The sequence below is a fragment of the Kribbella sp. NPDC054772 genome, from assembly GCF_053611945.1.
This window is the reverse complement of sequence record NZ_JBSHBJ010000007.1, coordinates 274706-300720: the sequence shown is the minus strand read 5'-3', so window position 1 is coordinate 300720 and position 26015 is coordinate 274706. Positions and strand designations below refer to the sequence as shown.

The following is a 26015-nucleotide window of genomic DNA, read 5'->3' as shown; positions in this document are numbered from 1 at the left end:
CGGGGGGGGGCGGGCGCGCGGCCGCGGGCCCGCGCCCCCCCAACCAACAGCCCCGCCCCCCGCCCGGGGGGGGGGGGGGGGGGGGGGGGGCCCCCCCCCCCGCTTCAGACGATCTCGATCCGATTCCCGTGACCGTCGGCGGTGTGAAACCGCCGGCGGCCCGGGATCGTCTCGTTGTCCCACTTCACCGGGAAACCGAGGCTCTCCAGCTGGGACGCCAGCGCATCCAGATCCTCCACAGCCAAGGCAGGATGAGCTTTCTTAGCGGGCGTGAACCCCTCCTCCACACCGACGTGAATCTCCGCCGCACCAGCCTTGAACCAGCACCCGCCGCGCGCCTGCAGCAACTCCGGCTTCTCCACCTCGGTCATCCCGAGCGCGTCCCGGTAGAACGCCCGCGCCACGTCCTCGCCGCTCGGCGGGCAGGACACCTGCACATGATCGAGCCGCATGCTCACACCTTCTTCTGGGCAACTGCGAAGATCCGCCGGAACGGCAGCAGCGTCCCGTAGTCCCGTTGCGGGTACGCCTCCGCGAGCCGAGCGCCGTACTCCGCCTCGAACCGCGGCCGCACGTCATCGGGCAACGACTGCAGCACCGGTCGCGCCCCGGTTCCCTTCACCCATTCCAGTACGGCGTTGTCGCCCGACAGCAGGTGGAAGTACGTCGTCTCCCACGCGTCGACCACGCAGCCCTCGGCGCTCAGCGCATCGACGTACTCCGCCGGCCCCGGTACGTCGGGGCGCAGCGACGCGTCCTTCGCGTACTCGGCGTATGGCGCGGTGCCGGCGAGTTCGCGCAGGATCGCGTGCGACGGCGCGTTGCCGTTGCCGGGGATCTGGATCGCCAGCCAGCCGCCCGGCCGCAGCGCGCGCACGAACCCGGGCAACAGGTCGAGCTGTTCCGGGACCCACTGCAGCGTCGCGTTGGTGACGATCACGTCCAGCGAACCCGGCTCGGGCGCCCATTCGCGGACGTCGCCGAGCTCGAAGCTCAGGTGGTCGTCGGCGTACTCCTGCGCCTTCTCGAGCATCTGCGGCGAGCTGTCGATCCCGACGATCGTCGCGTCCGGCCAGACCGGCCGGAGCGTCGCGGTGAGCGCGCCGGGTCCGCAGCCCAGGTCGACGACGTTCCGCACGCTGTCCGCACGGACGCGCTCCACCAGGTCGCGGAACGGGCGGGCGCGCTCGTCGGCGTACGTGCCGTACTGCTCGGGACTCCACACGGGTGACGTGCGCATCGGCTGACCTCTCTCGGGATTTATCTTGACGTCGAGATACTTTACCTCCGGGAGTTGTCTTGATGTCAAGAGTCTTGATGAGTACTCTCGAAGCCATGGAGGACGAGGTCGACCGGCTGATCGAGGCCTGGCGCCGCGAGCGCCCCGATCTCGACGTGGCGCCGATGGAGGTGCTGTCTCGGGTCAGCAGGCTCGCGCGGCACCTGGATCGCGCGCGCAGTCAGGCGTTCGACGCGCACGACCTGGAGTCCTGGGAGTTCGACGTCCTCGCCGCCCTCCGCCGCGCGGGTACGCCGTACCAACTCTCCCCCGGCAAGCTGCTCAAGGAAACCCTGGTCACGTCCGGCACGATGACGAACCGGGTCGACCGACTGACCGCCCGCGGGCTGGTCGAGCGCCTCCCTGACCCGAGCGACCGCCGCGGGGTGCTGGTGCAACTGACCACCGCCGGCCGGGACAAGGTCGATGCCGCGATGGCCGACCTGCTCACCCACGAGCGCACCCTGCTCGGCGGCCTCAGCGACCGCGACCAGCAGAAGATCGCCCGGGTACTGCGCGAGCTCGTGCGCCCGTTCGACCTGGAAAAGCACTAGAAAACAAACCGGTTTATCACCGCAGACAAAGCCTCGCCGGCGTCGACAAACGCGCCGGAATTGTGTCGGAATAATCCGAAAAGACGACCCGTCACTTCACCGGGGCCCCAATCGTTGCTAGTTGCAACGAGATCGAGAGGCTGTTGTAGCCGACGACTATCGACACCGGTGAGGGCCAGGACTAGGGTCATCACCGTCGGTGCCAGATCGACTACACAACGTCAGAACATGGTGACTTCGGCGGCAAGAGGTGGTCCGCCGAAAGCGGTCGACGGTGTCCGGGGCTCGGGGCCCGAACAACGCCGGCCGGCACGGGGCCCGCTCACCCACGAGCTCGGCGCACCCCTCCGAATCACAGGGGATCGGAGGGTGCGCCGCTGCTCACAGCTCCTGCACAGCAATGATTTCCGGACCGGCCCAAGGCCGAGACCCGCTGCCTACTCGGCGCGCTCCGCGGCCTCGAACCAGGCGGTCTCCAGCTCCCCGCGCTCGTCGGCGAGCTTGCGGAGCTCGGCGTCCAGCTCGGCCAGCCGCGCGTAGTCGCTCGCGCTGGCGGCCAGCTGGTCGTGCAGTTTCGCCTCGGTCTCGGTGAGCTTGCTGAGCTGCCGCTCGATCCGGTTCAGCTCTTTCTTCGCCGCCCGGGCCACTGCCGCGTCAGCGGTCGGACGCTCAACGACCTGACCATTTCCGGTCGCCGCCAAATCACTGGACATCTCGACCGCCGGTGTCGACACATTTGACGCCGCCCGCCGCGGAATTCCGGCCTCGAGTTCCTCGAGATACTGATCGACACCGCGCGGGAGATGCCGCACCCGGCCATCACCCATGATCGCGTAAACCATGTCGCTGACCCGCTCCAGGAAGTACCGGTCATGGGTCACGGTGACGACCACACCCGGCCAGCTGTCGAGGAAATCCTCCAGCACGGTCAGCGTCTCGACGTCCAGGTCGTTGGTCGGCTCGTCGAGGATCAGCACGTTCGGCTCATCGAGCAGGATCCGCAGCAGCTGCAACCGCCGCCGCTCGCCACCCGACAGGTCGGAGATCCGCGTCGTCAGCTTGTCGCCGGTGAACCCGAACCGCTCCAGCAGCTGCGAGGAGGTCAGCTCACCGCCCCGCCCCGCGAGGGCCGCCGTACGCCGGATCGCGGTGATGTGGTCGAGGACCGTGACGCTGCCGTCGATCTCCTCCAGCGTCTGCGAGAGGTTGGCGATCCGGACCGTCTTGCCCTGCTTCACCACACCGCGATCCGGGGCGAGCAGGCCGGTGAGGACCCTGAGGAACGTGGTCTTGCCGGCGCCGTTCGGGCCGAGCAGCCCGATCCGGTCCGCCGGGCCGAGCCGGAACGTGACGTGGTCGAGCATCTTCCGGTCGCCGAAGCTGAAGCTGACGTCCTCGACGTCGAACACGTCCTTGCCGAGCCGCGAGGTCGCGAGCTGGGACAGGGCGAGCTTGTCGCGGGGCGGCGGCTCGTTCTCGATCAGCGCGTTCGCGGCGTCGATGCGGAACTTGGGCTTGCTGGTGCGCGCCGGTGCACCACGGCGCAGCCAGGCGAGCTCCTTCTTCAGGAGGTTCTGCCGTTTGCCCTCGACGACCTGCGCGTTCCGGGTCCGTTCGGCCTTCGCGAGCACGTACGCGGCGTACCCGCCGTCGTACGACGCGACGCTGCCGCCCTGGACCTCCCAGGTCTCGGTGCAGACGGCGTCCAGGAACCAGCGGTCGTGGGTGACCACGATCAGTGCGCCGGCGCGGTCGACCACGTGGTCCGCGAGCCAGCTGACCGCCTCGATGTCCAGGTGGTTGGTGGGCTCGTCGAGGATCAGCAGGTCGACCTCGGTGAGCAGCAACCGGGCCAGCGACGCCCGCCGGCGCTCACCACCACTCAAGCTGCCGACCAGCGCCTGGTGGTCGACCTCACCGAGCAAGTGCTCCATCACCGACCGTGCTCGCGGATCCGCCGCCCAGGTGTAGGTCTCGACATCGCCGAGGACCGCGTGCAGCACGGTCTGCCCGGGGTCGAGATCGTCGCTCTGCCCGAGGTACCCGAGCCGCAGGTCGCGGTTGTGTGTGATCCGGCCGCTGTCGGGCTCCTCACGGCGCGCCAGGAGCTGCAGGAGCGTCGACTTGCCGTCGCCGTTGCGCCCGACCACGCCGACGCGCTCGCCACGGCCTATGCCGAGGGAGACGGAGTCGAGCAGGGTGCGGGTCCCGAAGCCCTTCGAAACAGCTTCCAGATTGACCAAGTTAGGTGCCGCCATAACGCGCCCAAGAGTAGCCGACCGCGACAGCTGTGCCAGGATCGTCCAGGTGCTGACTACTGCTTGGCTCGACGGCCTGTCTCTGGGCGATGCCGTTTCGGCTGATCCGCTCGAAGGTGGGTACGCGAGCAAGACCTTTCGCGTGCGTACGACGGCGGGCCGCTCGGTGGTCGTGAAGACGCAGGACGACCTGCCGCCTGACCTGTACGCATTGGAGGCGGAGGGCATCGACGCGCTGCGGGTGGCCGGCGGATTCGTCGTACCCGAGGTCCTGCGGGTGACACCGACGTTCATCGTGCTGTCCGACCTGGGTACGTCGGCGGCGTCACCGACGTACTGGGAGGACGCAGGGCGGGCTTTGGCCGTGCAGCACCAGCAGACCGCGGACAAGTTCGGGTATCACCACGACAACTACCTGGGGACCCTGCTGCAGCGGAACCCGTGGACGACCGACGGGCACGCGTTCTTCGCCGAGCACCGCCTACTGCGCTTTCTGGAGGTCCCGACCTGCCACAACCAGCTCCCCGAGGCGGACCGCCGTCGTCTCGAACGCATCGCCGGCCGCCTCCACGATCTGGTCCCGGCCCAGCCGCCGTCCCTCGTGCACGGCGATCTCTGGCACGGCAACCTCCTCCCCGGGCCGTCCGGCGACCCCGGCATGATCGACCCGGCCGTCCACTACGGCTGGCCTGAGGCCGATCTCGCCACCCTGCTCATCTACGGCCACCTGTCCGACGACTTCTTCACCGCCTACGAGGAAGCCCACCCGCTGGAGTCCGGCTGGCGCGACCGGCTCCCTCTCCTCCACCTGCGAGAGCTCCTCTCCATCACCGCCCACACTCCCGGCGTCACCGAAACGGTCGAGGAAATCCACACCATCCTCGAGAGCTTCGACTAGCGAGCGGACCGCCACCACTCACCAACCCGGGCTGCGCCGCCCTCGCCGGCCGCTCCCACGCGGGGAGCGCGCCCGACGACCTGGGTTGGTGAGTGGTGCACGTCCGCTCCCTACGCCCGGTTGAGGTGCAGGAGGTACTGCTTCTCGTTGAGTGGGTTGCCGTCCGTGCGGGCCCGGGTCGGCGGCGGTCCGGCGACGGGCGTGTAGCTGTGGAAGCTGGTCGCGAGCAGGCCTTCGCCCCGCGTGAGCGGCGGGAGGTGGGACTCGAAGCCGTGCGTGGTGGCGGCCGGGACGGTGCCTTCGAGATGTGCCTGGGTCGGGGTGAGCGTGGTCTCCAGGACGACGCCGCGGTTCTCGGCCACGTGCGCCATGATCCGCGAGACGGTGTCGGACGGGACGTCCAGCTCGAAGTGGTTCACCGGCTCGAGGACCGTCGTACCGGCCTGGTGAATCGCCTGCGTCAGGATCAGCGGGACGAGGCGGCGGAAGTCCGCCGCGACGGTGGCGACGCTGGAGTACGCCGTGTGCGTCAGCGCGACGTGGATGTTCGGGATCTCCCAGCCGTACAGGCCTTGGTGCAGCGTCTGGCGGACCGTCTCCTCGATCGCGGTGTGGAAGGCGCGCGGCAGCCCACCGAGTTCGACCTCCAGCTCGTATTCGATGCCCTCGGCAACCGGCGACACCCGGAAGCCGACGCCGGCCGGCCAGAGGTTCCCCGGCTCACCCATGTCCCGCATCGCCGACCCCGTTCCGTCCAGCCGCTCGACATGGATCGGTGTCGTCTCGCTGAAGGTGACGTCGACGCCGTACTCGGTCGCGAGCAGCGAGGCGATCACCTCCTTCTGCACCTCGCCGTACAGGCTCACGGTGATCTCATCGGCCTTGCGGACCCGGATCAGCGGGTCCTGCTCGGCGAGCTGGGTCAGCCCTTGGAACAGCTTCACCCGATCCCGTGCGCTCACGACGGTCTCCAGGGTCGGCGGCGCGAACAGCTGCCCGACCCGTTCGGTGCGAACGCCGAGCTGATCCCCGATCCGGATGCTCTTCAGCCCGCGCAGCGCGACGATCTGTCCCGCCTCGGCTCGGTCGACCGACTGCCGGCCGCCGTCCGAGAACACCTCGATCCCGGTCGGCCGGATCAGGTACTCCGTTCCGTCGACCGGCTGCACCGGAACCGGCGTCCGGGCCGGCAGCGAGCCGGTGACGATCCGCGCCGACGCGATCTTCTGCCCCGCGGCACCGCGCTCGACCTTGAACACCCGCGCCCGCAGTTCGTCCGCCGGCGATCCGGTTGCTCGCGGCAACCAGGTTCGGATGCCCTCGATCAGCTCCGGTACGCCGGTTCCGGTCATCGCCGAACCGAAGTACACCGGGTGTACCGACGCCGCCGCGACCTGCCGCGCGAGTTCCTCCGCGGGATCGGCATCGGCATCTTCGAGGTACCGCTCCAGGAAGTCGTCGTTGCGTTCGGCAAGCAGCTCGCCGAGCACCTGGTTGCGCAACGGCTGCGGCGCGTACCGCGCGGACCGCTGCCCCAGGTCCGTCACGGTCCCCATCGGTACGGCGGCCGGTGTCAGCAACCGCCGGATGTCGGCGAGCAGGTCGTCGTACCGGGCGCCGACCCGGTCGATCTTGTTCACGAACAGCAGCGTCGGGATCCGCAGCCGGTCGAGGGTCCGCATCAGCAGCCGGGTCTGCGGCTGCACGCCCTCGACGGCCGACAGCACCAGCACCGCCCCGTCCAGTACGGACAGTGCTCGCTCGACCTCGGCGATGAAGTCCGAGTGTCCGGGCGTGTCGATCAGGTTGACCGGCAGGTCGCCGAGCGCGAAGGCGACCACGGCGGAACGGATCGTGATGCCGCGCTTCCGCTCGAGATCCATCGAGTCGGTCTGGGTGCTTCCGTCGTCGACCCGGCCGACCCGGTCGATGACGCCGGCGGCGTACAGCAGCCGCTCGGTCAGGCTGGTCTTACCGGCGTCGACATGCGCCACAATGCCCATCGTCAGAGAGTTCAAGAGTCCTCGCGAATGCGTCGAAGCGATCAGTACCGATGAGGTAGATCGATTCGCGGCGCATCCCGGTCTCCTGTCTCTTGGCTAGGGCTTGTTCGACGCTAGCACCGGACGGCGACGGGGACGAGCGGTTTCTAGCGGCTGACGATCGCCGGCAGGATCCGGGCGCCGGGGACGGGACCCTCCGCCTGCCGCACCATCCGGCAGAGGCCGGACTCCGCGAGCTCCACCGCCAGGTCCACCGCGCTGCGGCTGTCGGCGGCCAGGAACAGGCACGTCGGGCCGGACCCGGAGATCTGCGCGGCCAGCGCGCCCTGGTCGAGGCCGAACTGCAGCGTGTCGGACAGCTCCGGGCGCAACGACAACGCCGCGGCCTGCAGGTCGTTGCTGAGCGCAACCGCGAGCGCGCCCGGCTGCCCGGACAGCAACGCGGACATCAGTTCCGGACGAACCTGCGGCGGCTCCACGCGGCGCAGCGGCCGCAGCCGGTCGAGCTCGCCGTACACCTCCGGCGTCGACAGGCCGCCGTCGGCGATCGCGAACACCCAGTGGAAGGTCCCGCGGGACATCACCTCGGTGACCTGCTCGCCCCGGTTCTGCCCGAGCGCGGTGTGGCCGACCAGGCAGAACGGTACGTCGCTGCCGAGCTCCCCCGCGTGATGCTGCAGCTCGGTCTGGGTCAGCTGCAGCCCCCACAGCCGGTTGCAGGCCACCAGGGTCGCCGCGGCGTCGGTCGAGCCGCCGGCCATCCCGCCGGCCACCGGAATGGTTTTCCGGATCGTCAGGTCGACACCCTCGTCGACGTCGTACTCCGCCTGCAGCAGCCGGGCCGCCCGCACCGCGAGATTGGTCTCGTCGGTCGGTACGTCGTCCGCGAAGTCCCCCACGATCTCGACCGAGACCTCGCCGTCGTCGTCCCGCACCGCGGCGGTGACGTCGTCGTACAGGGCAACGGCCTGGTACACCGTGGCGACGGGGTGGAACCCGTCCGGGCGCGGCGGGCCGACCGACAGACCGAGATTGATCTTGGCCGGCGCCCGCACCGTGACCTCAACAGAAGGTGGCACGTCGCACAGGCTAGTGCCTTATACAGTCCTTGCTGCACCTGCGAGCGCGGCGAACTCTGTGATCCCGAGCATTTCGCCCCGTAACCGGGGGTCGATGCCCGTCGCGCGGAGTACCTCGTCGAGCCGCTCCCGGTCCGGCATCCAGCGGGCCAGCGCGGAACGGATCGTTTTCCGGCGCTGCGAGAACGCCGCCTCGATCACCGCGAACACCTCCTCGCGCGCGGCCGGCGTCGCCGGTGGGTCCCGGCGCTCGAAGGCGACCAGGCCGGAGTCCACATTCGGTGCCGGCCAGAACACGTTCCGCCCGATCGGGCCGGCCCGCCGTACGTCGGCGTACCAGGCGGCCTTCGCGGACGGTACGCCGTACGTGCGCGACCCCGGCGGGGCGGCGAGCCGGTCCGCGACCTCGGACTGCACCATCACGAGTCCGTGCCGTAGCGAGTCCGACACCTCGAGCAGGTGCAGCAGGACCGGTACGGCGACGTTGTAGGGCAGGTTGGCGACGCAGGCGGTCGGTTCGCCGATCTCGGCCGGGCCCACGTCCATCGCGTCGGCCTCGACGACCGTCAGGTCCTTCGCCTGCTCCGGCGCGTACGTCGCGATCGTCGACGGCAGCGCCTGCGCGAGCAGCGGGTCGATCTCGACCGCGGTGACCCGGTGCCCCTCCGCGAGCAGCGCCAGCGTCAGCGAGCCGAGGCCGGGCCCGATCTCCAGCACCGTCTCACCGGCCGTCAGCTCGGCGGCCCGGACGATCCGGCGGACCGTGTTCGGGTCGATGACGAAGTTCTGCCCACGCTGCTTGGTCGGGCGGACCCCGAGAGCAGCGGCCAGTGAACGCACTTCCGGGGGGGGGGGGCGTATGGGGGGGGGGGGGGGGGTTGTTTTTATTCAGAGGAATCCCGGCGGGAGTGGGGTGTGGGGGTCTGGCTCGATCCGGCCCACGCCGCGCGCGCGCTCCGGCCGCGGGCCCGAGAGACGACTCGCCCGCGGCGGGGGGGCCCGCCCACCCCCGCCCCACTACCCCCCCCCCCCCCCCCAGCCCCCCCCCCTCCCCCCCCCCCCCCCCCCGGAAGTGGATGAATCAGACGAGGTCACCTCGTCAGTCTGTCACTAGGCCTTCTTGCCACAGACGGGCCACGCGCCGTAGCCACCGCGGTCGGCCTTGACCTTCTCCGCGATCGAGATCTGCTGCGCCTTCGACGCACCGTTGGCGTTGCTCGCGTACGCCGTACCGCCGTACGCCGCCCAGGTGCCGTGGTCGAACTGCAGACCGCCGTAGTACCCGTTGCCGGTGTTCGCGGCCCAGTTACCGCCGGACTCACACGCGGCGATCCGGTCCCACGCGCCGCTGCCACCGCTCGGCGTCGGGGTGGTGTCGGTCGTCCCGGTGGTCGTCGTGGTCGGCGTCGTCGGCTTCGGCTTGGTGCCGACCAGCACCTCCTCGTCGACCGCCTTGGTCACCAGCTTCGACCCGACAACCTTGGTGGTCGACAGCTTGCCGTCCAGGAAGGTGTACAGGTACGTGACGGCCTTCGCGCCGTCGGTGCCCTTGGTGGTGGTCTTCGTGGTGCCCTCGAGCAGGGTCGCCGACTCGGTCTTGTCGGTGCCGTGCGCGATCGCCTCGTTCTTGGTGACGGTCTTCTGCAGGACCTGCACGAAGCCGACCTTGTTCACGCCCAGTTTCAGCGGGGTGGCGGCGGCCGGGGTGATCCGGTCGTCGGCGTCCCACGCGATCTTCGCCTGCGTGAGGGCCTGACCGACGGTGCCGGCCAGCGACTTGATCGTCACGGTCTTGCCCTGGTGCACGATCTGCACCGTCTTCGGCGTGGTGACGGTCAGCTCCAGACCCTGCCGGCCGAGCGGCGCGCTCCGGCTGGTGGACAACTGCGCCCCGTCGTACCGCAGACCGAGGTCGGCAAGCGCCTCGTTCACGCTGGCTGCCGTGGTCCAGTACGCCTTCTTGGCGCCGTCGGCGTTCACGGTCAACTGTCGGCCGTACTGGACCGAGATCTCCTGGCCGTCCTTGAGCTTGGAGTCCGGAGCCGGCGCGACCAGGTCATGGTCGCCGGTCTGAACTTTCTCGGCCTTCAAAGCGTCTGCCACGGTGGAGCCGAAGGTATGCACCTTCCGCACCTGGCCGTCGACGGAGACGCTGACCGTCTTGCTCTTCACGGCATATGCCACAGAGCCGCCCGCGACGGCGAACGCAGCCGTCGCACCGACGGCCGCGATGATGGACTTACGCACTAACGCTCCCAGGTAGGGCTACCCGGGCACGGGGTCGGACAGCACAGGCATCGGCCGCGCGCGCCAGGTTGGCTGCCTGGAGTGAGGGGTCAACGCCGAGGGGCGTGCTGCCCGGGATCTTCCCCGATCCCGGCCAACATCACGGGACCATAACGAAGAAGTAGCGGAAGTGCCAATCCCCTGGTCGGCGAGTCGTGAAAAGGTGTAACGGCGTCCTTACTCGGCGTGATGGCCCCACTGCCCCCGATGCACCACTTCGGCGGTCGTCCGGCGGCCCCTTCTCAGCGACGGCGACCGCTTGTCCGGGGCCCGGTGACCGACCGACAGCACCCCGACCAGATCGAACCCCTCAGGTACGCCGAACTCCTTGAGCAACCGACCTGCTTTATCCGCAGGAGGCCCGAAAAAACAGGCTCCTAGGCCTTCGTCGACGACTGTCTGGAGCATCAGCAGGACCGCCATGCCGGTGTCGACATACCAGTACGGCGCGGTCCAGCGACCCTCGTCGCGATCGGTCCAGCCCTTGTCCGGTTCGGTGTACCGATCGAGGTACGCGTCCTTGTGCGCGAAGGCCAGAATCAGCAAGGGCGCGCGGCGCAGGCCTGTGATCCATTCAACATACTTCTCGTCCGGATCCTCGGCCGCGATTCCCCAGTACCGGTCCCGTTCCGCGCCCTCGAGGGTCAGGAACGCCCAGCCCTGGCTGAAACCGCCCGACGGGGCCCGCAGACCGTTCTCCAGGATGCGTTCCCGGACCTCGTCGGGCACCGGGCGGTCCGAGTCGTAGTTCCGCACCATCCGCCGACGCCGTACGACCTCACTGAACTCCATGCGGTGTGTCTACCAGCAGGCTCACCCGACGTCGTCGCCGACCTGCAGGTGACGCCAGTACTCGGCCTTCGGCTCGCCCTTCACGCCGGCCGCCGTCATGATCCGCTGGATCTGCGGCCCGGAGTGCTCGAAGAACGCCTCGAACGACGCCTCGTCCGGCCACTCGTCGACCACCAGAACCTCACGCTCGCTGCCGTAGAAGTGATGCGAGATCAGCCCCCGGCTGGTCGCGTCGGCCACCACGTCACGGAACATCGCCCCGTCGTCAGCCGCCAGCTTCTCCACCGCCGTCGGATCCCCACTGATGCGCAACGTCATCAGAACACTCATGACCCCTCCCATCGAGAGCCGGCGCCGAGATCAGCGCCGGCACCCTCAGCCTGCGCCTCCCCCGCAGCCGACTGCAACGCCCGCCGAAAAGTTCACGACGAGCGTTCAGGCGACTGCGGCCGGTCGGTCCGTTGCCCCCGTGGCCGGCCTTCGTTGCCCTGCTCGGACGGCGCGTGATCGGTGCCAGCTGGCGACCGCTTGGTCGCGCCCGCTGCCGGCGCCTGAGCATCGGTCAACCCCCGCAGACGCGCGAGCTCTGGAGACTGGTTCTGCTGGGCTTGGTACTTGCCCTCGATCTGGTTGAGTTCCGTGTCCAGCCCGGCAACCGCCGTGCGGGCAGCCGCAGTGGCTGCAGCGGCCTTCACGTCGTCCCCGAGCGACTCGTCGTCCTCGACCGCTTCGAGTCCGGACAGCGCCGCGTGCAGCGGGGCGATCAACTGCTTCCGCACCTCGGCCCGATGGGCTTCGGGCATCAGGCCTGGCTTGACGAGACGTTCGTCGATCACCAGGTCGACCGCGACGTTCCAGCGCTGGACGTCGTCGGCAAGGATCAACTTCTGGGTGACCTCGGCACTCGTCAATCCACTCCGCTCGGCCAGCGCCTGATCGAGGTCGCGGGCGGCGGGGGTATAGGCGGGATAGGCGTCGATACTCGTTTCGGCCAGTACCTCGGCTTCCACCGCTTCCAGCCCGGCGTACGGGAAGACGTCGTGGATGACACCGTCGAGATTGACGAGGGTCCAATGCTCGGTGCGGCCCTCGTTGTCTGCCTCGGCCGCGGCGTCGAACGGGTGGGCGTCCGGTGCCGACTCGTCGCCGGACTCCGCCAAGAGGTGCACGGCTTCGTGGGTCAGCGTCGCCATCGCGTCGCGAACCTCGAGGACCTCGCCGCCGGTGAGTGGCCGATCGAGATCCCTTGCCTTGCGCAACGGTTCGAGAATGTTGTCGATCGACACCCACATGTTGCCGTCGTCATCCGCTGCACCGAGGAAGTCCGGATCGGTGTCCACGAGTACTTGCCCGTTCCAGCGGGTGCGGGGCGCGGTCGCCGTACCACCGACGCGCTGATCGACGACGGTGACGACTGCGGCGACCAGCCTGTACTCCCAGGATTCCGGGGAAATCCTGACAGGGCCGGTCACGATCCGCTGTCCGGGCGTTCGGCTCGGCGGCGCTCGATCAGGCGCTTGAGGGTCGAGTTCATCCGCAGGATCGTGCGGAACTCGCGTCGCGGGGCCTGCCGCGCCAACGTGCCGATCTCCCGGATCGCGCGTTCGGCATGAGCGATCTGATCGGCCGGCGAGCCGCTGTCGTTGACGACCTGCGTGACGAGGCTCGCCGCGCGCCAGTACTCCGGGCTGGTACCCGCCTTCGGCCCACTGATCAACTCGGGGAGCTTCTGCGCCCTGATCAGGGCCAGCCGGCGGGAACGCTCGTCGTCGATCTGTTCCGCCAACGCCTTCAGGCGCGCGACCTCGGCAGCCACGGTGGCCTCGTCGGCCTCGCGCAACGATTCGGCCAGCGCGATGACCTGAGCGTCTACCGTGTCGAAATCCACCGGCTCAGGTTATCGGCTGCGGTGATTACCAGGGGCCGCCGAAGGCGTTGTTTGCGTTGTTGTTGAGGGCTTCGCAGAGTTCGGGGACCGAGATGTTGAGGACGTCGGCCATCTTGCGGACGGTGTGCGGGATCAGGTACGACGCGTTCGGTTTGCCGCGGTACGGCGACGGCGTCAGGTACGGCGCGTCGGTCTCGACCAGGATGCGGTCGAGCGGGGTGACGGCCAGTGCGTTCCGTAGCGACTGGGCGTTCTTGAAGGTGACGACGCCGGCGAAGCTCAGGTACGCGCCACGGTTCACGCACTCGCGGGCGAACTCGGTGTCGCCGGAGAAGCAGTGCATGACGAGGCGGTCCGGGACGCCCTCGCGGTCGAGGATCCGGAGGATGTCCTCGTGCGCGTCCCGGTCGTGGATCATCAGCGTCTTGTCCAGCCGCTTCGCCAGCTCGATGTGCGCGGCGAACGACTCGTGCTGCGCGGCCTGCCCGTCCGCGCCGGTGCGGAAGTAGTCGAGCCCGGTCTCACCGATCACCCGGACCTTGTCCGAGCCGGACGCCAGCCGCTCGATCTCGGCCAGCGCACTGTCCAGCTCGCCGGCCTCCTTCAGCTTCGGCGCCTCGTTCGGGTGCAGGGCGACGCCGGCGATCAGGTTCGGGTACTGCGCGGCCGCCTCGACCGCCCAGACCGCGCCCGGCAGGTCACACCCGACCTGGACGATCCTGGTCACGCCGACCGACGCCGCCAGCTTGATCGCCTCGGCCGGGCTCAGCCAGGCACCGTCCTCGCCGTCGGCGATGTCGAGGTGGCAGTGCGCGTCGACCACACTCATCGGCAACGGATCCGGCACCGCCGGCCGTCTCCGATCCCGCGACCGCCCGTCCTCCCCCACCGCAGCCCGCTCCCGGGTCGGCCGCCCCACCTGCACACCTTCAGAACCCATAGGGCTCACAGTACTGACAGCCCCGCTGGCGGGTTGTTGCTGCACTGCCAGGTTGCAGCACGCCAGAGCCCGAACAACCCGCCGGTCACCGATATCCACAGCCCTGAAAGTCGCGCGCTCCGGGGTCAGCGAACGCGGCATGTTCTTGGGCATGAACACGAGACTGGAGGTTGTTGCTGCCCGGCGGGGTGGGTGGTTCTCGCGGCGCGACGCGATCGAGGCCGGGTACTCCGATGCCGACCTTCGCGGGCGGGTCGCTTCAGGGCGGTGGGTGCGACTCACCCGCGGGGCGTACGCCGATCCGGGATCCGCAGTCGCGGCGATGCCAACCTGGGAGCAAGCAGCATGGTTCCACGTGCGTACTGCCAGGGCGGTCTACCACCGACTGGGCGGTCGCGTCGTTGTGAGCCATCAGTCCGCGTTGCTGCTGCACGGCGTACGGGTGTCGGAGCTTGAGCTGCGGCGAGTGCATGTGACCAGAAGGCGGGGAGCCGGGCGGTCCGGTGGGTCGGTGTGTCAACACGCGGCCAGCCCACCGGTCGACACGGTGGCCGAGATCGACGGCGTACAGACGACTCTCGCCGCGCGGGCTGTCGTGGAGACCGTGCGGGGGATCGGCTATCCGGTCGCGGTCTCGGTGGTGGATCAGGCGCTGCGATTGCGGATCAGTACGGCCCAGGAGTTGTCAGATGCGCTGGCCCTCTTCGCGGGCCGGACAGGGATCGGGACGGCCGCGCGGGCGGTCGGGTTCGGCGACGGGCGGGCCGAGTCGGTCGGCGAGTCGCGGCTTCGGGTGTTGCTGGCGGATCTGGGCGTCCCGGCGCCGGTGCTGCAGGCCGAGATCCGTGACAGCCACGGCCGGTTCGTGGCCCGGGTCGACTTCTTGCTCGCGCAGTTCGGGGTGATCATCGAGTTCGACGGAGCTCTCAAGTACCGCGAGGGGAACCCGAGCGCGCTGATCGCGGAGAAGGATCGGGAGGACCGGCTGCGCGACCTCGGCTACCAGGTCGTCCGGGTGGGCTGGCCCGACCTCGATCACCCCGCGGGCGTTCTGCAGCGGATCCGTCGGGCTGTTGCTCGCTCCCAGGCCGTTCGATAGCGGGTTGTTCGACCGCTGGCGTGCTGAATCACGGCAGCGGTTGAACAACCGGCTACTCAGGCTTCGGCGGCCTCTTTGACCTTGGCTACCAGCGTTTCCCACATGCCTTGCGAGTGCTTGGCTTCGTCTTCGCTCGCGTTGTTGTCCTGGGCGAGCTCGAGGTGGGTGTTGCCGGTGAGGGTGTAGGTCAGGGTGTGGTAGTTCTCCGGTACGTCGGGTTGCCCGGTGAGCGGGCTGAAATGGGTCAGGCGCAGCAACCGCCCCGGCTCGACGGCGAGGATCTCACCCTTGTCCTGGTACGGCTTGCCCTCCCATTCGCCGGTCCAGGTGATCGGGCTGCCCACCTGCCAATCGGTCTCGACCACGGCCCCGAACCACAGTTCCTTCAGCTGCTCCGGGCTGGTCAGCACCTCCCACACCCGTGCGGGCGACGCCGCGATATCGGTCTCAGCAGTAGCAACAAACCCAGTCATCGTGACTCCTCTCTCCCCTGACCGTACGGTTCCCCTCACTCATGCGCTTGTAGAAATGCGTCAGCGGCCGGATTTGGTTCTCCGACAGATCCTGGAAGCAGCACAGCTCGGCGCGCGGGCTTTGGGGGGAACCATGTACGCGAACAAGCGCCGCCCACACAAACCTGCAGTCAAACCGGCCGCGAAACCCATCCGGCCGCGTCGCTCGCCGGCCGCGTATCGCGGCCAGGCCGTCATCCACCCCGCCGTCGAACGGCCGGTCGGGCCGCCGATCCGGTTGGTGGTCGGACCGCTACCGATCCGCATCCTGCGCGGCATCTGGCGCGCGGTACGCCGGCCCTTCGGCAAACCCGACGTACCGCAGCCGGTGCAGGCCGTGGAGGCTGGTCCTCGGTGTCTGCACTGCAAGGGCAGGATGGCGGAGAAGTTCCGCGAACAGCCCGAGCCGTACGGCGTCTGGGCGGTCTTCAGCTGTGGCGCCGCGAGCTGCCCGGTCTGTCAGGGGCCGTGCCGGAACCAGTCCCGGATGTTCCTGCCGTCGCACTGGCTCTCCGGGCCGCCCGGGGCGATCTCGTACCTCTGACCAGTCAGCCGGATCGTGCAGGAAGTCAGCACGCCGGGGCATGTCCCCGCGTGCTGATCGGCCAGTAGCGTCTCGGTTCCGCCCGACCGACAGGAGCACACCGATGCCCAGGAAGTCCCGGATCAGCGCAGCGCTCGCCCTTCTCGGCCTGGTGGTGGGATCCACCGCGCTGCCACCTGCGACCGCCGCGCCGGCACCGATCCCGGTGCAGATCCTCAGCCTGACCGACTTGCACGGCTACCTCTCCGAGACCGAGAACCTCACGATCGCGGGCCCTTCGGGGACCCAGCAGGTCGGCGGCGCGGCGTACCTGAAGGCGCATCTGGACAAGCTCCGGGCCGGGAAGCCGAACAGCTTCCTGATCGGCTCGGGCGACCAGTTCAGCGGCTGGCCGGACTACACGCAGGCGTTCGCGAACGAGCCGACGATCGAAGTGCTGAACGCGTTCGGGATGGACTTCGACGTCGCCGGTAACCACGAGTTCGACCGGGAGTTCCCGTTCCTGCGCCGGATGACCACCGGCGCCTGCTACGGCAAGCCGGGTTTCGACAGCTGTTTCAAGGACTCCACCGGCCGCAACTTCCACGGCACCGACTACGCGTACCACACCGCCAACATCGTGGACCCGAAGAGCAAGCAGCCGGTGCTCCCGCCGTACTGGATCGCGAAGGCCGGATCGCAGCGGATCGGGTTCATCGGGCTGGGCTTCCCGGGGACGCCGACCGAGACGTTGTCGATCAAGGGCTCCGGCTTCGAGTTCCAGGGTGTCGTCGAAGCCGCGAACCGAGCGGCGGCCGAACTGAAGGCCCAGGGCGTGAACGCGATCGTGGTCAGCATGCACGAGGGCGGTCAGCAGGGCGGGTTGTACGACGAGTGCAAGAACCCGACCGGTCCGATCTTCGACGCGGCCCGAACGCTGTCACCCGATATCGACGTGATCCTCGGCGGCCACTGGCACACCGCGTTCAACTGCATGATCCCGGACCCGAACGGCGTACCGCGGCCGGTCCTGGAGGCGAGCAACCACGGACGGGTGCTCGGCGAGGTGAACCTGTCGCTCGACCCGACGACCGGTGAGGTGGACCGCGCCGCGACAACGGCCAGCAACCACGCGGTGACCAAGGACGTGACGCCGGACGCCGGGATCCAGAAGATCGTGAAGTACTGGATGGACAAATGGACGGCGCGGCAGAAGGAGCCACTCGCCAAGCTCGACCGTGACCTCGACTTCACGCCGACGGCGGAGAGCCGCACCGGCAACCTGGTCGCCGACCTCTACAAGACCGAAGCGGAAGGTGACTTCGCGCTGGTTCCGGCGGACCTCGGTGTCGACGTGATCGCGGCCGGGCTGAAGGCCGGAACGGTCACGTACGGCGCAGCGTGGCCGGTCGCCGGGATCTCGCCGATCACCACGTTGTCGATGAAGGGCTCGACGGTCGAGGCCGTGCTCGAGCAGCAGTGGATCCCGCCGGCGTACGGCTGCAGCAGGCTGTCGTCGCTCGCGACCTCCGCGAACTTCCGCTACACCTACGACCTGGGCAGACCGGTCGGCGACCGCGTCGATCCCGCCAAGGTGCTGATCGACGGCAAACCACTGCAGCTCGACAAGACGTATCGCGTGACGACAAGCGCCGCGATGCCCTTGCACGGAACGCAGTACGGCTATCCGGGGTTCCAGCAGTACACGGATCTCGCCCGGGCGCCGCGGATGGGTCAGGAGGTCTTCCTCAACTACCTGCGGACGCATCCGTCACTGAAGGCGCCGGCGCTCGGCCGGGTGACCGCGATCCCCGGGACCCCGCCGCCGTCGGACGGACCGTTCGGGCCGCTGAACCTGCTGCCACGCAACGAGATGACGGCGACCGCGACCAGCCAGGGCGGGGCGGCGTACGGCGCGGCGGCCGCGATCGACGGCAACTGCGCGACCATGTGGCACTCGAACTGGAGCCCGCACGCACCGCTGCCGCAGTACATCACGCTCGACCTGAAGACCGCGCGCGCGATCGAGGCACTCGTCTACACGCCACGCCAGGACGCCGACGTACCGAACGGGCGGATCTCGTCGTACGACGTCCAGACGAGCACCGACGGCGTCACGTTCACCTCGGTCACGAAGGGCTCGTGGGACGGCAGTATCGACGCGAAGATCGCCAGGTTCCCCGCCGGTACGACGGCCCGCTACGTGCGGCTCGTCGGGCTCGCGGGCGGTGCGGACTACGCGGCGGCGACGGAGCTCAATATAGCTCTAGCTCCGGCTTCCTGACCGCGTTGCGGTGGGCCGTCGGGGACATCCCGTACCGGCGGCCGAACTGCCGGCTCAGGTAGTGCGGCGAGTCGAAACCGACCGCCGCGGCGATCTGCGCGACGGACATGTCGGTGGCGCCGAGCAACTCGGCCGCGCGCTGCAGCCGGAGCGCGAGGACGACGTTCATGATCGAGTCGCCGACCTGTTCCTTGAACAGATGCGCGAGGCGCGAGACCGAGACCTGCGCGAGGCCGGCCAGTGAGGTCAGCGTGTGCGGGCGGGCCGGGTCGGCGGTGATTGCCTCGAGCACCAGATGGACGCGCGCGTCGAGGTGCTGCGTCTCGCGGCGGAGGCTGGCGACCGCGGTCAGCAGCACCTCCTCGATACCGTTCATCGTCAGCTCAGTGGCGACGCTCTTCTCCAACAGGTGCAGCTCGGTGTCGCCGGTCGGCGAGAGCCCGGCCCGCTGCGCGTCGCGGTGCATGCGGTCGAACGCGGACACCACGCGATCGGTCTCCGACGACCTGGTCAGCCGCACGTACGACAGCCCGGGCATTGCCTGCGGCAACGACAGCCACGAGTGCCACTCGCGCCGCGGCTGGAAGTGCGCCCACCAGGACTCCCAGTAGGTGCCCACGGTCCCGTAGTCGTGCGGCGTACCGGGGCTGACCAGTACGACGTCCCCATGGCGCAGCATCAACTTGTTCTCACCCAGCACGTACCGGCCCGTCCCGGATGCGGTGTAGAGCAGGTACCAGCTGCCGACGCCGTCCGGCCGGACGACCCGGTAGTCACCGCCGCTGTGGAAGTGGCCGGTGACCAGCTTGCTCGGCGGCGGGATCTCGCTGTACAGCTCGATGAGCACCTGGGTAGCAAGATCGTGCTCGAAGTCAGCAGGCTCCGTCATGGTGGATCTCCTTATGGGCGCCTCAAGATTAGCGGCACAGCAGCAAGATCCTGCACCTCCCCTGAACCTCCACCGAATCGAGGATTCTGTGCCCTTCCGCCCAGTCGCCGAGCTCGACCACGATGCGAACACGGTGGTCTTCGAGCACGGCTGGCAGTCCTGGAGCCCGAGCGGCTGGTACCGGCTCGACGCGCGTCCACCCCGGCCGACCGCCCCCAACCATCACGTGATGGCCTACCGCCCGGGCGTCGACGCCGGCCGGTTCCAGGGCGAGGGTCTGCTCGCGGTTGCCAACGGCAGCGATGTCGTCGTGGTCGCCGCGCTCACGCCCGACGTCGTACCGTCGATCCGCGCCGAGGTCCACGGCGACAAGCTGGTGATCACCGCCGACGGCGACGTCCAGGTGACCACGAGCACCCAGGCCAACCCGAACCAGGCACTCGCCGACTGGGCCGAGACCTTCGCCGCCGGCGCGCCGGCCGTCCGGGTCTTCGGGCCGTCGTGGTGCAGCTGGTACGCGTACTGGGGCAAGGTCACCGAACGCGACGTGATGACCGACGTCCGGCAGTTCGACCAGCACGACCTGAGCGTCGACCTGGTGCTGCTCGACGAGGGGTACCAGTCCGCGATCGGCGACTGGCTGACACCGCGCGACGACTTCGGATCCACCGTCCGGCTGGCCGCCGACATCCGCACCGGTGGCCGCCGCGCGGGGATCTGGGTCGCACCGTTCCTGGTCGCGGCCGGCAGCGAAACGGCGCGCCTGCACCCCGAATGGCTGGTCCCCGGGATCAGCGCCGGCACCAACTGGGGCGAAGAGCAACTGGTCCTGGATGTCACCCACCCGGGCGCCGCACGCCACATCCAGGACGTGTTCACCGAGCTCTGCCGCCAGGGCTACGACCACTTCAAACTCGACTTCGTGTACGCCGGTGCGATCGAAGGACCGCGGCACGAGCAGATCGACGGCATCGCGGCGTACCGGCTCGGGATGCGGCTGCTGCGGGATGCGGTCGGACCGAACCGGATCCTGCACGGCTGTGGCGCGCCGATCCTGCCGAGCCTGGGGCTCGTCGACTGCATGCGGATCTCGCCCGACACCGACCCGTTGGTCGAACCACCGTCCGGCGACATCAGCCAGCCCGGTCAGCGCGGAGCCCGGTCGACCTCGGTGGCGCGCGAGTTCCTGCACGGCCGCTGGTGGGCCAACGACTCCGACTGCCTGATCGTGCGGCCCGAGATCCAGGAGCGCGAGCTCTGGGCGCGGCACATCGAGGCGGGTCCCGGCCTGCGGATGTCGAGCGATCCGATCAGCGCACTCGACCGGTGGGGCATCGACCGGACCCGCGAGCTGCTGATCCCGAGCTCGCCGCGGCCGCACCCGCTGAAGGATCCCGATGCTTAGGCCCGCGCCGCGCCGTACCCGACGGATCGGTCGAGGGCGGCAGACGGCCGCCGCGTACGCACTGCTGGCACCCAGCCTGGTCGGCGTCCTCGGGTTCCTGCTCGCGCCGGTCGTGATCGTATTGGTGGTCAGCCTCTTCGACTGGAAGCTGCTGTCGACGCCCGAGTTCATTGGGTTCGCCAACTACCGCAAGCTCTTCGCCGACTCCGACGTCTGGCACTCGCTCCTGGTCACCCTGTACTACGTGGTGATCTGCGTCCCCGGTACGACGATCCTCTCGCTGCTCCTGGCCGTGCTGGTGGACCGGAAGCTGCGCGGGATGAAGTACTTCCGGGCACTGCTGGTGATCCCGTGGATGGCGACCCCGGTCGCGCTCGGACTCGTCTGGAGCTGGATCTTCGACCCGGGCCGCGGCGCCCTGAACCAGTTCCTCGGGCTGTTCGGGATCGACGGGCCGGCCTGGTTGTCCTCGCCGTTCCTTGCGATGCCGAGCGTCGCAGCGGTACACATCTGGCAGTTCGCCGGGTACAACATGCTGTTCTTCCTGGCCGGCCTGCAGAACATCCCGGCGTCACTCCGCGAGGCGTCATCCCTGGACGGCGCGTCACCGGTCGCGCACTTCTTCACCATCACGCTCCCGCTGCTGCGGCCGACCATGCTGTTCGTGCTGATCACCAACGTGATCGGCTCGTTCCAGGCCTTCGACACGATCTTCGTGATGACCGAGGGCGGACCGGGTGACAGCACCGAGGTCGCGACGTACCTGATCTACGACGAGGCGTTCAAGAAGTTCGACTTCGGCTACGCGTCGACGATCTCGGTGCTGCTGTTCGCCGTGGTGCTGATCGCGACCATCACGCAGTTCGTCTACTTCGAACGCCGTACGACCTACGAGGTGTCCACATGAGGCTGCGCATCGTCCCGTACGCCGTCCTGGTGGTCGGCTGTGTGTTGTCGATCTTCCCGTACTTCCTGACCGTGCTCACCGCGTTCAAGGGCCCCGGGCAACTGTCGGAGACGATGCCGTGGGAGCCGGGACTGCCGCCCAGCACGGCCGCGTTCCACCGGCTGTTCGCCTCCGGGTTCGGCGGCTACCTGATGAACACCGCGCTGGTGACGGCCGGGATCACGCTCGGTCAGGTGGTGTTCGCGGTGCTGGCGGCGTACGCGTTCGCGCGGTTGACGTTCCCCGGCCGGGACGCCTTGTTCTGGGTGTATTTGTCGACACTGATGGTGCCGCCGGTGGTCACGATGATCCCGCTGTACCTGATGATGCAGAAGCTCGGCCTGGTCGACACCTGGGCCGGTCTGATGCTGCCGACGATGCTCGGGACGCCGTACGCGATCTTCCTGCTCCGGCAGTTCTTCCGCGGCATCCCTGCGGATCTCGAGGACGCGGCCCGGATCGACGGCGCCGGGCGGGTCCGGACGCTGGTTTCGATCATCCTGCCGTTGTCGAAACCGATCCTGGTCACCGTCACCACGCTCGCCGTGGTGGCGAACTGGAACAGCTTCCTCTGGCCGCTGATCATCACCAGCAGCGAGGACAAACGGCTGCTCTCGGTCGGGATCGCCTTGTTCAAGGGGGAGATCGGCGTCGATTACAACGCCGTGATGGCCGGCAGCCTGATCGCGGTGGCGCCGCTGCTCGTGCTGTTCATCGTGTTCCAGCGCTTCATCGTCCGCTCGGTCGCCGTTACCGGGCTCAAGTAGTACGGAGGCACTCATGTCTTTGTCCAGGAGGACATTTCTGATCGGCGCCGGGAGCGTGCTCGCGCTGGCCGGTTGCGGTTCGTCGAACGACAAGGCGAGCAGTAGCGGAGGCAAGGTCGAGCTCGTCTACCGCCTCTGGGACGAGCAGCAGGAGGTCGGGTACAAGACGGTCTTCGCGGAGTTCACCAAGGAGAACCCGGACATCACCGTCCGGATGGAGGTGCTGCCCTGGGACCAGTACTGGACCAAGCTCACCACCGAACTCGCGAGCGGCAAGGCGCCGGACGTGTTCTGGCTGACCGTCGACTACTTCCCGGACTTCGCCAGCAAGGGCGTGCTCGCGCCGCTCGACGACCTGATCTCGAAGGCCGGGCTGAAGCTCGACTCGTACCACCCGAACGTCGTGCAGTCGTACAAGTTCGAGGACAAGCAGCTCGGGATGCCGAAGGACATGGGCATCGTCGGCCTGCTCTACAACAAGACCCTGGTCGAGAAGGCCGGGATCACGATGCCGAAGGAGCTCACCTGGGCTCCGGACGGCTCGGGCAGCTTCCTCGAGGTGGCGCGCAAGCTGACCGTCGGCAGCAAACAGTGGGGCTTCTGCTCCTGGAACCACAGCCAGACCCAGTGGCTGAACTGGATCGCCTCGAACGGCGGTCACGCGATGGACAAGCCGTACGGCACCTTCGACTTCGCAGGAGACAAGTCGGTCGAGGCCCTGCAGTTCGCCCGCGACCTGGTCTTCAAGTGGAAGGTCTCGCCGGACGGCACCCGGACCAACCCGCCGACCGGGCAGGCGACCGAGATGTTCTACCGCGGTGAGGTCGCGATGTTCCCGGCCAACAACGCGCTGCTGCCGTTCGCGCTGCCGGAGGTGAAGTTCCCGATCGGCGTGGTGGCGATGCCGGCCGGCCCGTCCGGCCGCACCGTGGTGATCAACGGGCTCGCCGAGGCGATGTTCGCCAAGACCAAGCACCCCGACGAGGCCGGCAAGCTGGTCCAGTTCCTCGGCTCCGAGAAGGCGCAGCGGCTGATGGGCGACGCCGGCTACATCATCCCGGCGCTGAACGACGCCGGCGCCGGCTACCAGGCGTTCTGGAAGAAGAAGGGCATCGACGTCCAGCCCTTCATCGAGTCGGCCGCCGGCAGTACCGTCAACCTCCCGATCGCCGAAGGCTGGACCGCCAAGTCCCCCGAGATCAACAAGGCCGTCAACGACCTGTACCTGAACAAGGTCCCGGTCTCCGACATCGCCAAGTCCATGGACAAGATCGGAAACGACAAGTGAAAGAACTGACCGACTCGTACGGCGCGGTCTCGGATGCGGCTGTGCTGCGGGAGCGGCTGGCCGCGGACGGGCACTTGTTCTTCCGCGGGCTGCTGCCGAACGATGTGGTGGGCGACGTCCACGAGCAGTTGGCCCGGATCCTGTACGACAGCGACTGGCTGGCGCGGGACGCGGATCCTCGGGAGCTGGTCGCGTCGGGGCGGGCCGTCGAGGAAGGGTCGGCCGGGTTCTTCGGGGCCTATACGGCGATCCAGAGCACCGAGGCGTTTCATCGGCTGGCGGTGCGGCCGGAGCTGCTGTCGCTGACGAGCCGGTTGCTGGGTGAGGAGACGTTCGCGCATCCGGCGCACATCTGCCGGATCGCGCCGCCGTCCCCGGGCGCGAACCCGACCCCGATCCATCAGGACTACCGGTTCATCCAGGGCTCCATCGACACACTCACCACCTGGCTGCCGCTGAGCGCTGCGCCGCCGGAGATCGGTGGGCTGCGAGTGTTCTCCGGGTCCCCGAAGCTCGGCGTACTCCCGGTGAAGGCGTCCGACGGGCCGGGGATGATGCGGGCCGAGGCCGACGAGAACCATCCGGAGTGGCGTACGACGTCGTACGAGCCGGGCGATGTGCTGCTGTTCAGCAGTCTCACCGTGCACGGCGCGATGCCGAACCTCACGAAGCGGCTGCGGCTGTCGGCTGACTTCCGGTACCAGGCGCTGAGTGCGCCGATGGCGCGGGACCTGCTTGGCACGGGCAAACCGCACTATCACCCGGAGGTGCCCGACTTCCCGACGCTCACCCGCGGCTGGACCTCGACGGACTGCGTCGAGATCCCGGCCGGGGTGAACTTCGTGGATCGGTGGGATCCGCGCGTGGACGACGTACCAACCCCGCCGTCGCGCTTCGCCTACGTGTGAGATCCGGACCTGCACCACTCACCAACCAGCCGGCTGCTGCCCGGCGCACGCTTGGCTGCGGCGCCGGACCGTCGTCGGCGCGAGGTTGGTGAGTGGTGCAGGTCCGCCTACGCGTGCGTCATTGCTGGGGCAGCACGATGATCTTGCCGCGGGCGTGGCCGGACTCGCTCAGTTCCTGAGCCGCGTCCGCGTCCGCGAGCGGGAACGTCTGCGCGATCCGGGTCGTGAGCTTGCCGTCCGCTGCCGCCTGCAGCTGGGCGTCCAGGCGGGCCCGGATCTGCTCCCGCGAACCGCCTCCGCCGGACACCTGTACGCCGAGCGGGCCGGCCGCCGCGTAGTCCGCGATCGTGACGATCCGCTCCGGCCCACCGATCAGCTCGATCGACTCCGGCAGACCGCCCTTGCCCGCGGTGTCGAACGCCGCGTCGATCCCCTGCGGAGCCGCCGCGCGGACCCGCTCGACCAGACCGTCGCCGTACTCGACCGGCACCGCGCCGATCGACCGCAGGTAGTCGTGGTTCGCGGCCGACGCCGTACCGATCACGGTCAGACCCGCGGCCGCCGCCAACTGGACCGCGATCGAACCGACCGCCCCGGCCGCGCCGTGGATCAGGATCGTCTCGCCCGACTTCACCCCGAGCAGATCGAGCACCCGCTGCGCGGTTTCGCCGGCTACCGGGAGGCTGACCGCCTGCTCCCAGCTCAGGCCCGCGGGCTTGCGCGCGACGTTGCCGCCGAGCGCCAACTCGGCGTACGCACCGCCCTCGGACCAGCCGACCACCTCGTCACCGACCGCGAACTCGGCGCCGTCACCGGCCTCGTCCACCACACCGGCCACCTCGAACCCCGGGATCGCGGGCAGCACCGGGTCCACGAAATCCCTGGTCCAGCCACGCCGGACCTTGAAGTCGAACGGGTTCACCCCGGCCGCATGCACCGTGATCCGCACCTGCCCAGGCCCGGCGTGCGGCTCCGGCCGATCCTGCACCTTCAGAACCTCAGGCCCACCAAACTCCTCGAACACGACCGCACGCATCGAAAACCGCCTCCACAAAACTGGTTGTTGCTACAAAACAAGACTGCCGGGCGTCCTGCTATTCCCAGGCGGCCAGCAACTCGGCCGGCCCGTAGACGGCATCAAGACCCGTCGCCGTGACACCACTTCGCGACACAGCCACCAGCGGAACCGGGTCGTCGGTCAGCCGAGAGCGGTGCCGCTGCAAGGCAACGAGATCATGATCGTCGAAACGACTCTTCTCCAGCCACTTGATCGACCCCAGGAACAGCAGTTCCTTCGCCACCGGACCATGGTCGGCGCCGACCCCGGCGATCTCGACAACGTTGGTGCGGGGCCAGTAGCCGCCAACGACAGATGCTGGCGGCCACTGTTTGTTCGGCGGTAAACTGGCCAGCGATT

Annotated in this window: 25 protein-coding genes and 1 pseudogene; 10 read left to right on the top strand and 16 right to left on the bottom strand. The window is 68.7% G+C overall.

Annotation, left to right across the window (positions count from 1 at the left end):
- Positions 1 to 104 precede the first annotated feature (104 nt).
- Entirely contained in the window at positions 105 to 452 is a 348-nt protein-coding gene (locus ACWGID_RS15275) for a VOC family protein (protein WP_452197087.1), read from the bottom strand.
- Between the two features lie 2 nt (positions 453 to 454).
- The gene (locus tag ACWGID_RS15270; protein ID WP_452197086.1) at positions 455 to 1240 is read right to left on the bottom strand and encodes a methyltransferase domain-containing protein; all 786 of its coding nucleotides are present in this window, start codon (positions 1238 to 1240) and stop codon (positions 455 to 457) included.
- Between the two features lie 77 nt (positions 1241 to 1317).
- Here ACWGID_RS15270 and ACWGID_RS15265 point away from each other — a divergent pair, with 77 nt between their 5' ends.
- Positions 1318 to 1833 carry a MarR family winged helix-turn-helix transcriptional regulator gene (locus ACWGID_RS15265; protein WP_452197085.1) on the top strand — a complete coding sequence of 172 codons (516 nt, stop codon included), beginning with the start codon at positions 1318 to 1320 and terminating at the stop codon, positions 1831 to 1833.
- Positions 1834 to 2270: 437 nt separating this feature from the next.
- Here the strand turns inward: ACWGID_RS15265 and ACWGID_RS15260 are convergent, their stop codons facing one another.
- The gene (locus ACWGID_RS15260; RefSeq protein ID WP_452197084.1) at positions 2271 to 4091 is read right to left on the bottom strand and encodes an ABC-F family ATP-binding cassette domain-containing protein; all 1821 of its coding nucleotides are present in this window, start codon (positions 4089 to 4091) and stop codon (positions 2271 to 2273) included.
- A 49-nt stretch (positions 4092 to 4140) separates the two neighbouring features.
- On the opposite strand from ACWGID_RS15260, the gene ACWGID_RS15255 reads away from it, so the two are divergent.
- Positions 4141 to 4989 (top strand): fructosamine kinase family protein, encoded by an 849-nt coding sequence (locus tag ACWGID_RS15255; protein WP_452197083.1) that lies wholly within the window; start codon positions 4141 to 4143, stop codon positions 4987 to 4989.
- Positions 4990 to 5099: 110 nt separating this feature from the next.
- On the opposite strand, the gene ACWGID_RS15250 is transcribed toward ACWGID_RS15255, so the two are convergent.
- The 9 genes from ACWGID_RS15250 to ACWGID_RS15210 all read right to left on the bottom strand — a co-directional run bounded on the left by ACWGID_RS15250 (position 5100) and on the right by ACWGID_RS15210 (position 13977).
- Positions 5100 to 6992 (bottom strand): GTP-binding protein, encoded by a 1893-nt coding sequence (locus tag ACWGID_RS15250; RefSeq protein WP_452197082.1) that lies wholly within the window; start codon positions 6990 to 6992, stop codon positions 5100 to 5102.
- A gap of 146 nt (positions 6993 to 7138) precedes the next feature.
- Positions 7139 to 8071, bottom strand: a complete 933-nt coding sequence (locus tag ACWGID_RS15245; RefSeq protein ID WP_452197081.1) for a 4-(cytidine 5'-diphospho)-2-C-methyl-D-erythritol kinase — start codon at positions 8069 to 8071, stop codon at positions 7139 to 7141.
- A gap of 18 nt (positions 8072 to 8089) precedes the next feature.
- On the bottom strand, positions 8090 to 8911 hold the full coding sequence (gene rsmA, locus ACWGID_RS15240; protein WP_452197080.1) for a 16S rRNA (adenine(1518)-N(6)/adenine(1519)-N(6))-dimethyltransferase RsmA: 822 nt from the start codon (positions 8909 to 8911) through the stop codon (positions 8090 to 8092).
- 270 nt (positions 8912 to 9181) lie between these two features.
- Positions 9182 to 10318 (bottom strand): transglycosylase family protein, encoded by a 1137-nt coding sequence (locus ACWGID_RS15235; RefSeq protein ID WP_452197079.1) that lies wholly within the window; start codon positions 10316 to 10318, stop codon positions 9182 to 9184.
- 216 nt (positions 10319 to 10534) lie between these two features.
- Positions 10535 to 11149, bottom strand: coding sequence for a nitroreductase family protein (locus tag ACWGID_RS15230; RefSeq protein WP_452197078.1), 615 nt, complete (start codon positions 11147 to 11149; stop codon positions 10535 to 10537).
- A 21-nt stretch (positions 11150 to 11170) separates the two neighbouring features.
- Complete coding sequence (locus ACWGID_RS15225) at positions 11171 to 11479, bottom strand: hypothetical protein (RefSeq protein WP_452197077.1); 309 nt, start codon at positions 11477 to 11479, stop codon at positions 11171 to 11173.
- A gap of 92 nt (positions 11480 to 11571) precedes the next feature.
- Positions 11572 to 12621, bottom strand: coding sequence for a hypothetical protein (locus ACWGID_RS15220; RefSeq protein ID WP_452197076.1), 1050 nt, complete (start codon positions 12619 to 12621; stop codon positions 11572 to 11574).
- A complete protein-coding gene (locus ACWGID_RS15215; RefSeq protein ID WP_452197075.1) occupies positions 12618 to 13037 on the bottom strand; it encodes a hypothetical protein in 420 nt (139 codons plus the stop codon). Before ACWGID_RS15215 ends, ACWGID_RS15220 begins: the two co-directional genes overlap by 4 nt.
- 25 nt (positions 13038 to 13062) lie before the next feature.
- Complete coding sequence (locus tag ACWGID_RS15210) at positions 13063 to 13977, bottom strand: TatD family hydrolase (protein WP_452197074.1); 915 nt, start codon at positions 13975 to 13977, stop codon at positions 13063 to 13065.
- A gap of 151 nt (positions 13978 to 14128) precedes the next feature.
- On the opposite strand from ACWGID_RS15210, the gene ACWGID_RS15205 reads away from it, so the two are divergent.
- Positions 14129 to 15076, top strand: coding sequence for a type IV toxin-antitoxin system AbiEi family antitoxin domain-containing protein (locus tag ACWGID_RS15205; RefSeq protein ID WP_452197073.1), 948 nt, complete (start codon positions 14129 to 14131; stop codon positions 15074 to 15076).
- A 56-nt stretch (positions 15077 to 15132) separates the two neighbouring features.
- Here ACWGID_RS15205 and ACWGID_RS15200 read toward each other — a convergent pair whose 3' ends face one another.
- Positions 15133 to 15549 (bottom strand): SRPBCC family protein, encoded by a 417-nt coding sequence (locus ACWGID_RS15200; protein ID WP_452197072.1) that lies wholly within the window; start codon positions 15547 to 15549, stop codon positions 15133 to 15135.
- A gap of 133 nt (positions 15550 to 15682) precedes the next feature.
- On the opposite strand from ACWGID_RS15200, the gene ACWGID_RS15195 reads away from it, so the two are divergent.
- Positions 15683 to 16132, top strand: coding sequence for a hypothetical protein (locus ACWGID_RS15195; RefSeq protein ID WP_452197071.1), 450 nt, complete (start codon positions 15683 to 15685; stop codon positions 16130 to 16132).
- Between the two features lie 103 nt (positions 16133 to 16235).
- The gene (locus tag ACWGID_RS15190; protein WP_452197070.1) at positions 16236 to 18395 is read left to right on the top strand and encodes a discoidin domain-containing protein; all 2160 of its coding nucleotides are present in this window, start codon (positions 16236 to 16238) and stop codon (positions 18393 to 18395) included.
- Here the strand turns inward: ACWGID_RS15190 and ACWGID_RS15185 are convergent.
- Entirely contained in the window at positions 18367 to 19284 is a 918-nt protein-coding gene (locus ACWGID_RS15185; protein ID WP_452197069.1) for a helix-turn-helix domain-containing protein, read from the bottom strand. The two genes, ACWGID_RS15190 and ACWGID_RS15185, sit on opposite strands and share 29 nt — an antisense overlap.
- Before the next feature lie 88 nt (positions 19285 to 19372).
- Between ACWGID_RS15185 and ACWGID_RS15180 the strand changes: the two genes are divergently transcribed.
- From ACWGID_RS15180 to ACWGID_RS15160, 5 genes are read left to right on the top strand one after another with little or no spacing between them, the layout of a single operon-like run.
- A complete protein-coding gene (locus tag ACWGID_RS15180; RefSeq protein WP_452197068.1) occupies positions 19373 to 20689 on the top strand; it encodes a glycoside hydrolase family 36 protein in 1317 nt (438 codons plus the stop codon).
- A complete protein-coding gene (locus ACWGID_RS15175) occupies positions 20682 to 21596 on the top strand; it encodes a carbohydrate ABC transporter permease (RefSeq protein ID WP_452197067.1) in 915 nt (304 codons plus the stop codon). Before ACWGID_RS15180 ends, ACWGID_RS15175 begins: the two co-directional genes overlap by 8 nt.
- The gene (locus ACWGID_RS15170) at positions 21593 to 22402 is read left to right on the top strand and encodes a carbohydrate ABC transporter permease (RefSeq protein ID WP_452197066.1); all 810 of its coding nucleotides are present in this window, start codon (positions 21593 to 21595) and stop codon (positions 22400 to 22402) included. The genes ACWGID_RS15175 and ACWGID_RS15170 overlap by 4 nt, the downstream gene beginning before the upstream one ends.
- 13 nt (positions 22403 to 22415) lie before the next feature.
- Entirely contained in the window at positions 22416 to 23690 is a 1275-nt protein-coding gene (locus ACWGID_RS15165; protein ID WP_452197065.1) for an ABC transporter substrate-binding protein, read from the top strand.
- Positions 23687 to 24598 (top strand): phytanoyl-CoA dioxygenase family protein, encoded by a 912-nt coding sequence (locus ACWGID_RS15160; RefSeq protein ID WP_452197064.1) that lies wholly within the window; start codon positions 23687 to 23689, stop codon positions 24596 to 24598. Before ACWGID_RS15165 ends, ACWGID_RS15160 begins: the two co-directional genes overlap by 4 nt.
- Before the next feature lie 118 nt (positions 24599 to 24716).
- Here ACWGID_RS15160 and ACWGID_RS15155 read toward each other — a convergent pair whose 3' ends face one another.
- Complete coding sequence (locus ACWGID_RS15155) at positions 24717 to 25634, bottom strand: NADP-dependent oxidoreductase (RefSeq protein ID WP_452197063.1); 918 nt, start codon at positions 25632 to 25634, stop codon at positions 24717 to 24719.
- A gap of 58 nt (positions 25635 to 25692) precedes the next feature.
- A pseudogene (locus ACWGID_RS15150) lies at positions 25693 to 26015 on the bottom strand (ATP-binding protein); the annotation flags it as partial.

What these genes read in the sequence shown, in the direction of transcription:
- ACWGID_RS15275 (WP_452197087.1), bottom strand. Translation starts at nt 452, where the DNA reads ATGCGGCTCGATCATGTGCAGGTGTCCTGCCCGCCGAGCGGCGAGGAC.
- ACWGID_RS15270 (WP_452197086.1), bottom strand. Translation starts at nt 1,240, where the DNA reads ATGCGCACGTCACCCGTGTGGAGTCCCGAGCAGTACGGCACGTACGCC.
- ACWGID_RS15265 (WP_452197085.1), top strand. Translation starts at nt 1,318, where the DNA reads ATGAGTACTCTCGAAGCCATGGAGGACGAGGTCGACCGGCTGATCGAG.
- ACWGID_RS15260 (WP_452197084.1), bottom strand. Translation starts at nt 4,091, where the DNA reads ATGGCGGCACCTAACTTGGTCAATCTGGAAGCTGTTTCGAAGGGCTTC.
- ACWGID_RS15250 (WP_452197082.1), bottom strand. Translation starts at nt 6,992, where the DNA reads ATGGGCATTGTGGCGCATGTCGACGCCGGTAAGACCAGCCTGACCGAG.
- ACWGID_RS15230 (WP_452197078.1), bottom strand. Translation starts at nt 11,149, where the DNA reads ATGGAGTTCAGTGAGGTCGTACGGCGTCGGCGGATGGTGCGGAACTAC.
- ACWGID_RS15225 (WP_452197077.1), bottom strand. Translation starts at nt 11,479, where the DNA reads ATGAGTGTTCTGATGACGTTGCGCATCAGTGGGGATCCGACGGCGGTG.
- ACWGID_RS15210 (WP_452197074.1), bottom strand. Translation starts at nt 13,977, where the DNA reads ATGGGTTCTGAAGGTGTGCAGGTGGGGCGGCCGACCCGGGAGCGGGCT.
- ACWGID_RS15205 (WP_452197073.1), top strand. Translation starts at nt 14,129, where the DNA reads ATGAACACGAGACTGGAGGTTGTTGCTGCCCGGCGGGGTGGGTGGTTC.
- ACWGID_RS15200 (WP_452197072.1), bottom strand. Translation starts at nt 15,549, where the DNA reads ATGACTGGGTTTGTTGCTACTGCTGAGACCGATATCGCGGCGTCGCCC.
- ACWGID_RS15195 (WP_452197071.1), top strand. Translation starts at nt 15,683, where the DNA reads ATGTACGCGAACAAGCGCCGCCCACACAAACCTGCAGTCAAACCGGCC.
- ACWGID_RS15190 (WP_452197070.1), top strand. Translation starts at nt 16,236, where the DNA reads ATGCCCAGGAAGTCCCGGATCAGCGCAGCGCTCGCCCTTCTCGGCCTG.
- ACWGID_RS15185 (WP_452197069.1), bottom strand. Translation starts at nt 19,284, where the DNA reads ATGACGGAGCCTGCTGACTTCGAGCACGATCTTGCTACCCAGGTGCTC.
- ACWGID_RS15175 (WP_452197067.1), top strand. Translation starts at nt 20,682, where the DNA reads ATGCTTAGGCCCGCGCCGCGCCGTACCCGACGGATCGGTCGAGGGCGG.
- ACWGID_RS15170 (WP_452197066.1), top strand. Translation starts at nt 21,593, where the DNA reads ATGAGGCTGCGCATCGTCCCGTACGCCGTCCTGGTGGTCGGCTGTGTG.
- ACWGID_RS15165 (WP_452197065.1), top strand. Translation starts at nt 22,416, where the DNA reads ATGTCTTTGTCCAGGAGGACATTTCTGATCGGCGCCGGGAGCGTGCTC.
- ACWGID_RS15155 (WP_452197063.1), bottom strand. Translation starts at nt 25,634, where the DNA reads ATGCGTGCGGTCGTGTTCGAGGAGTTTGGTGGGCCTGAGGTTCTGAAG.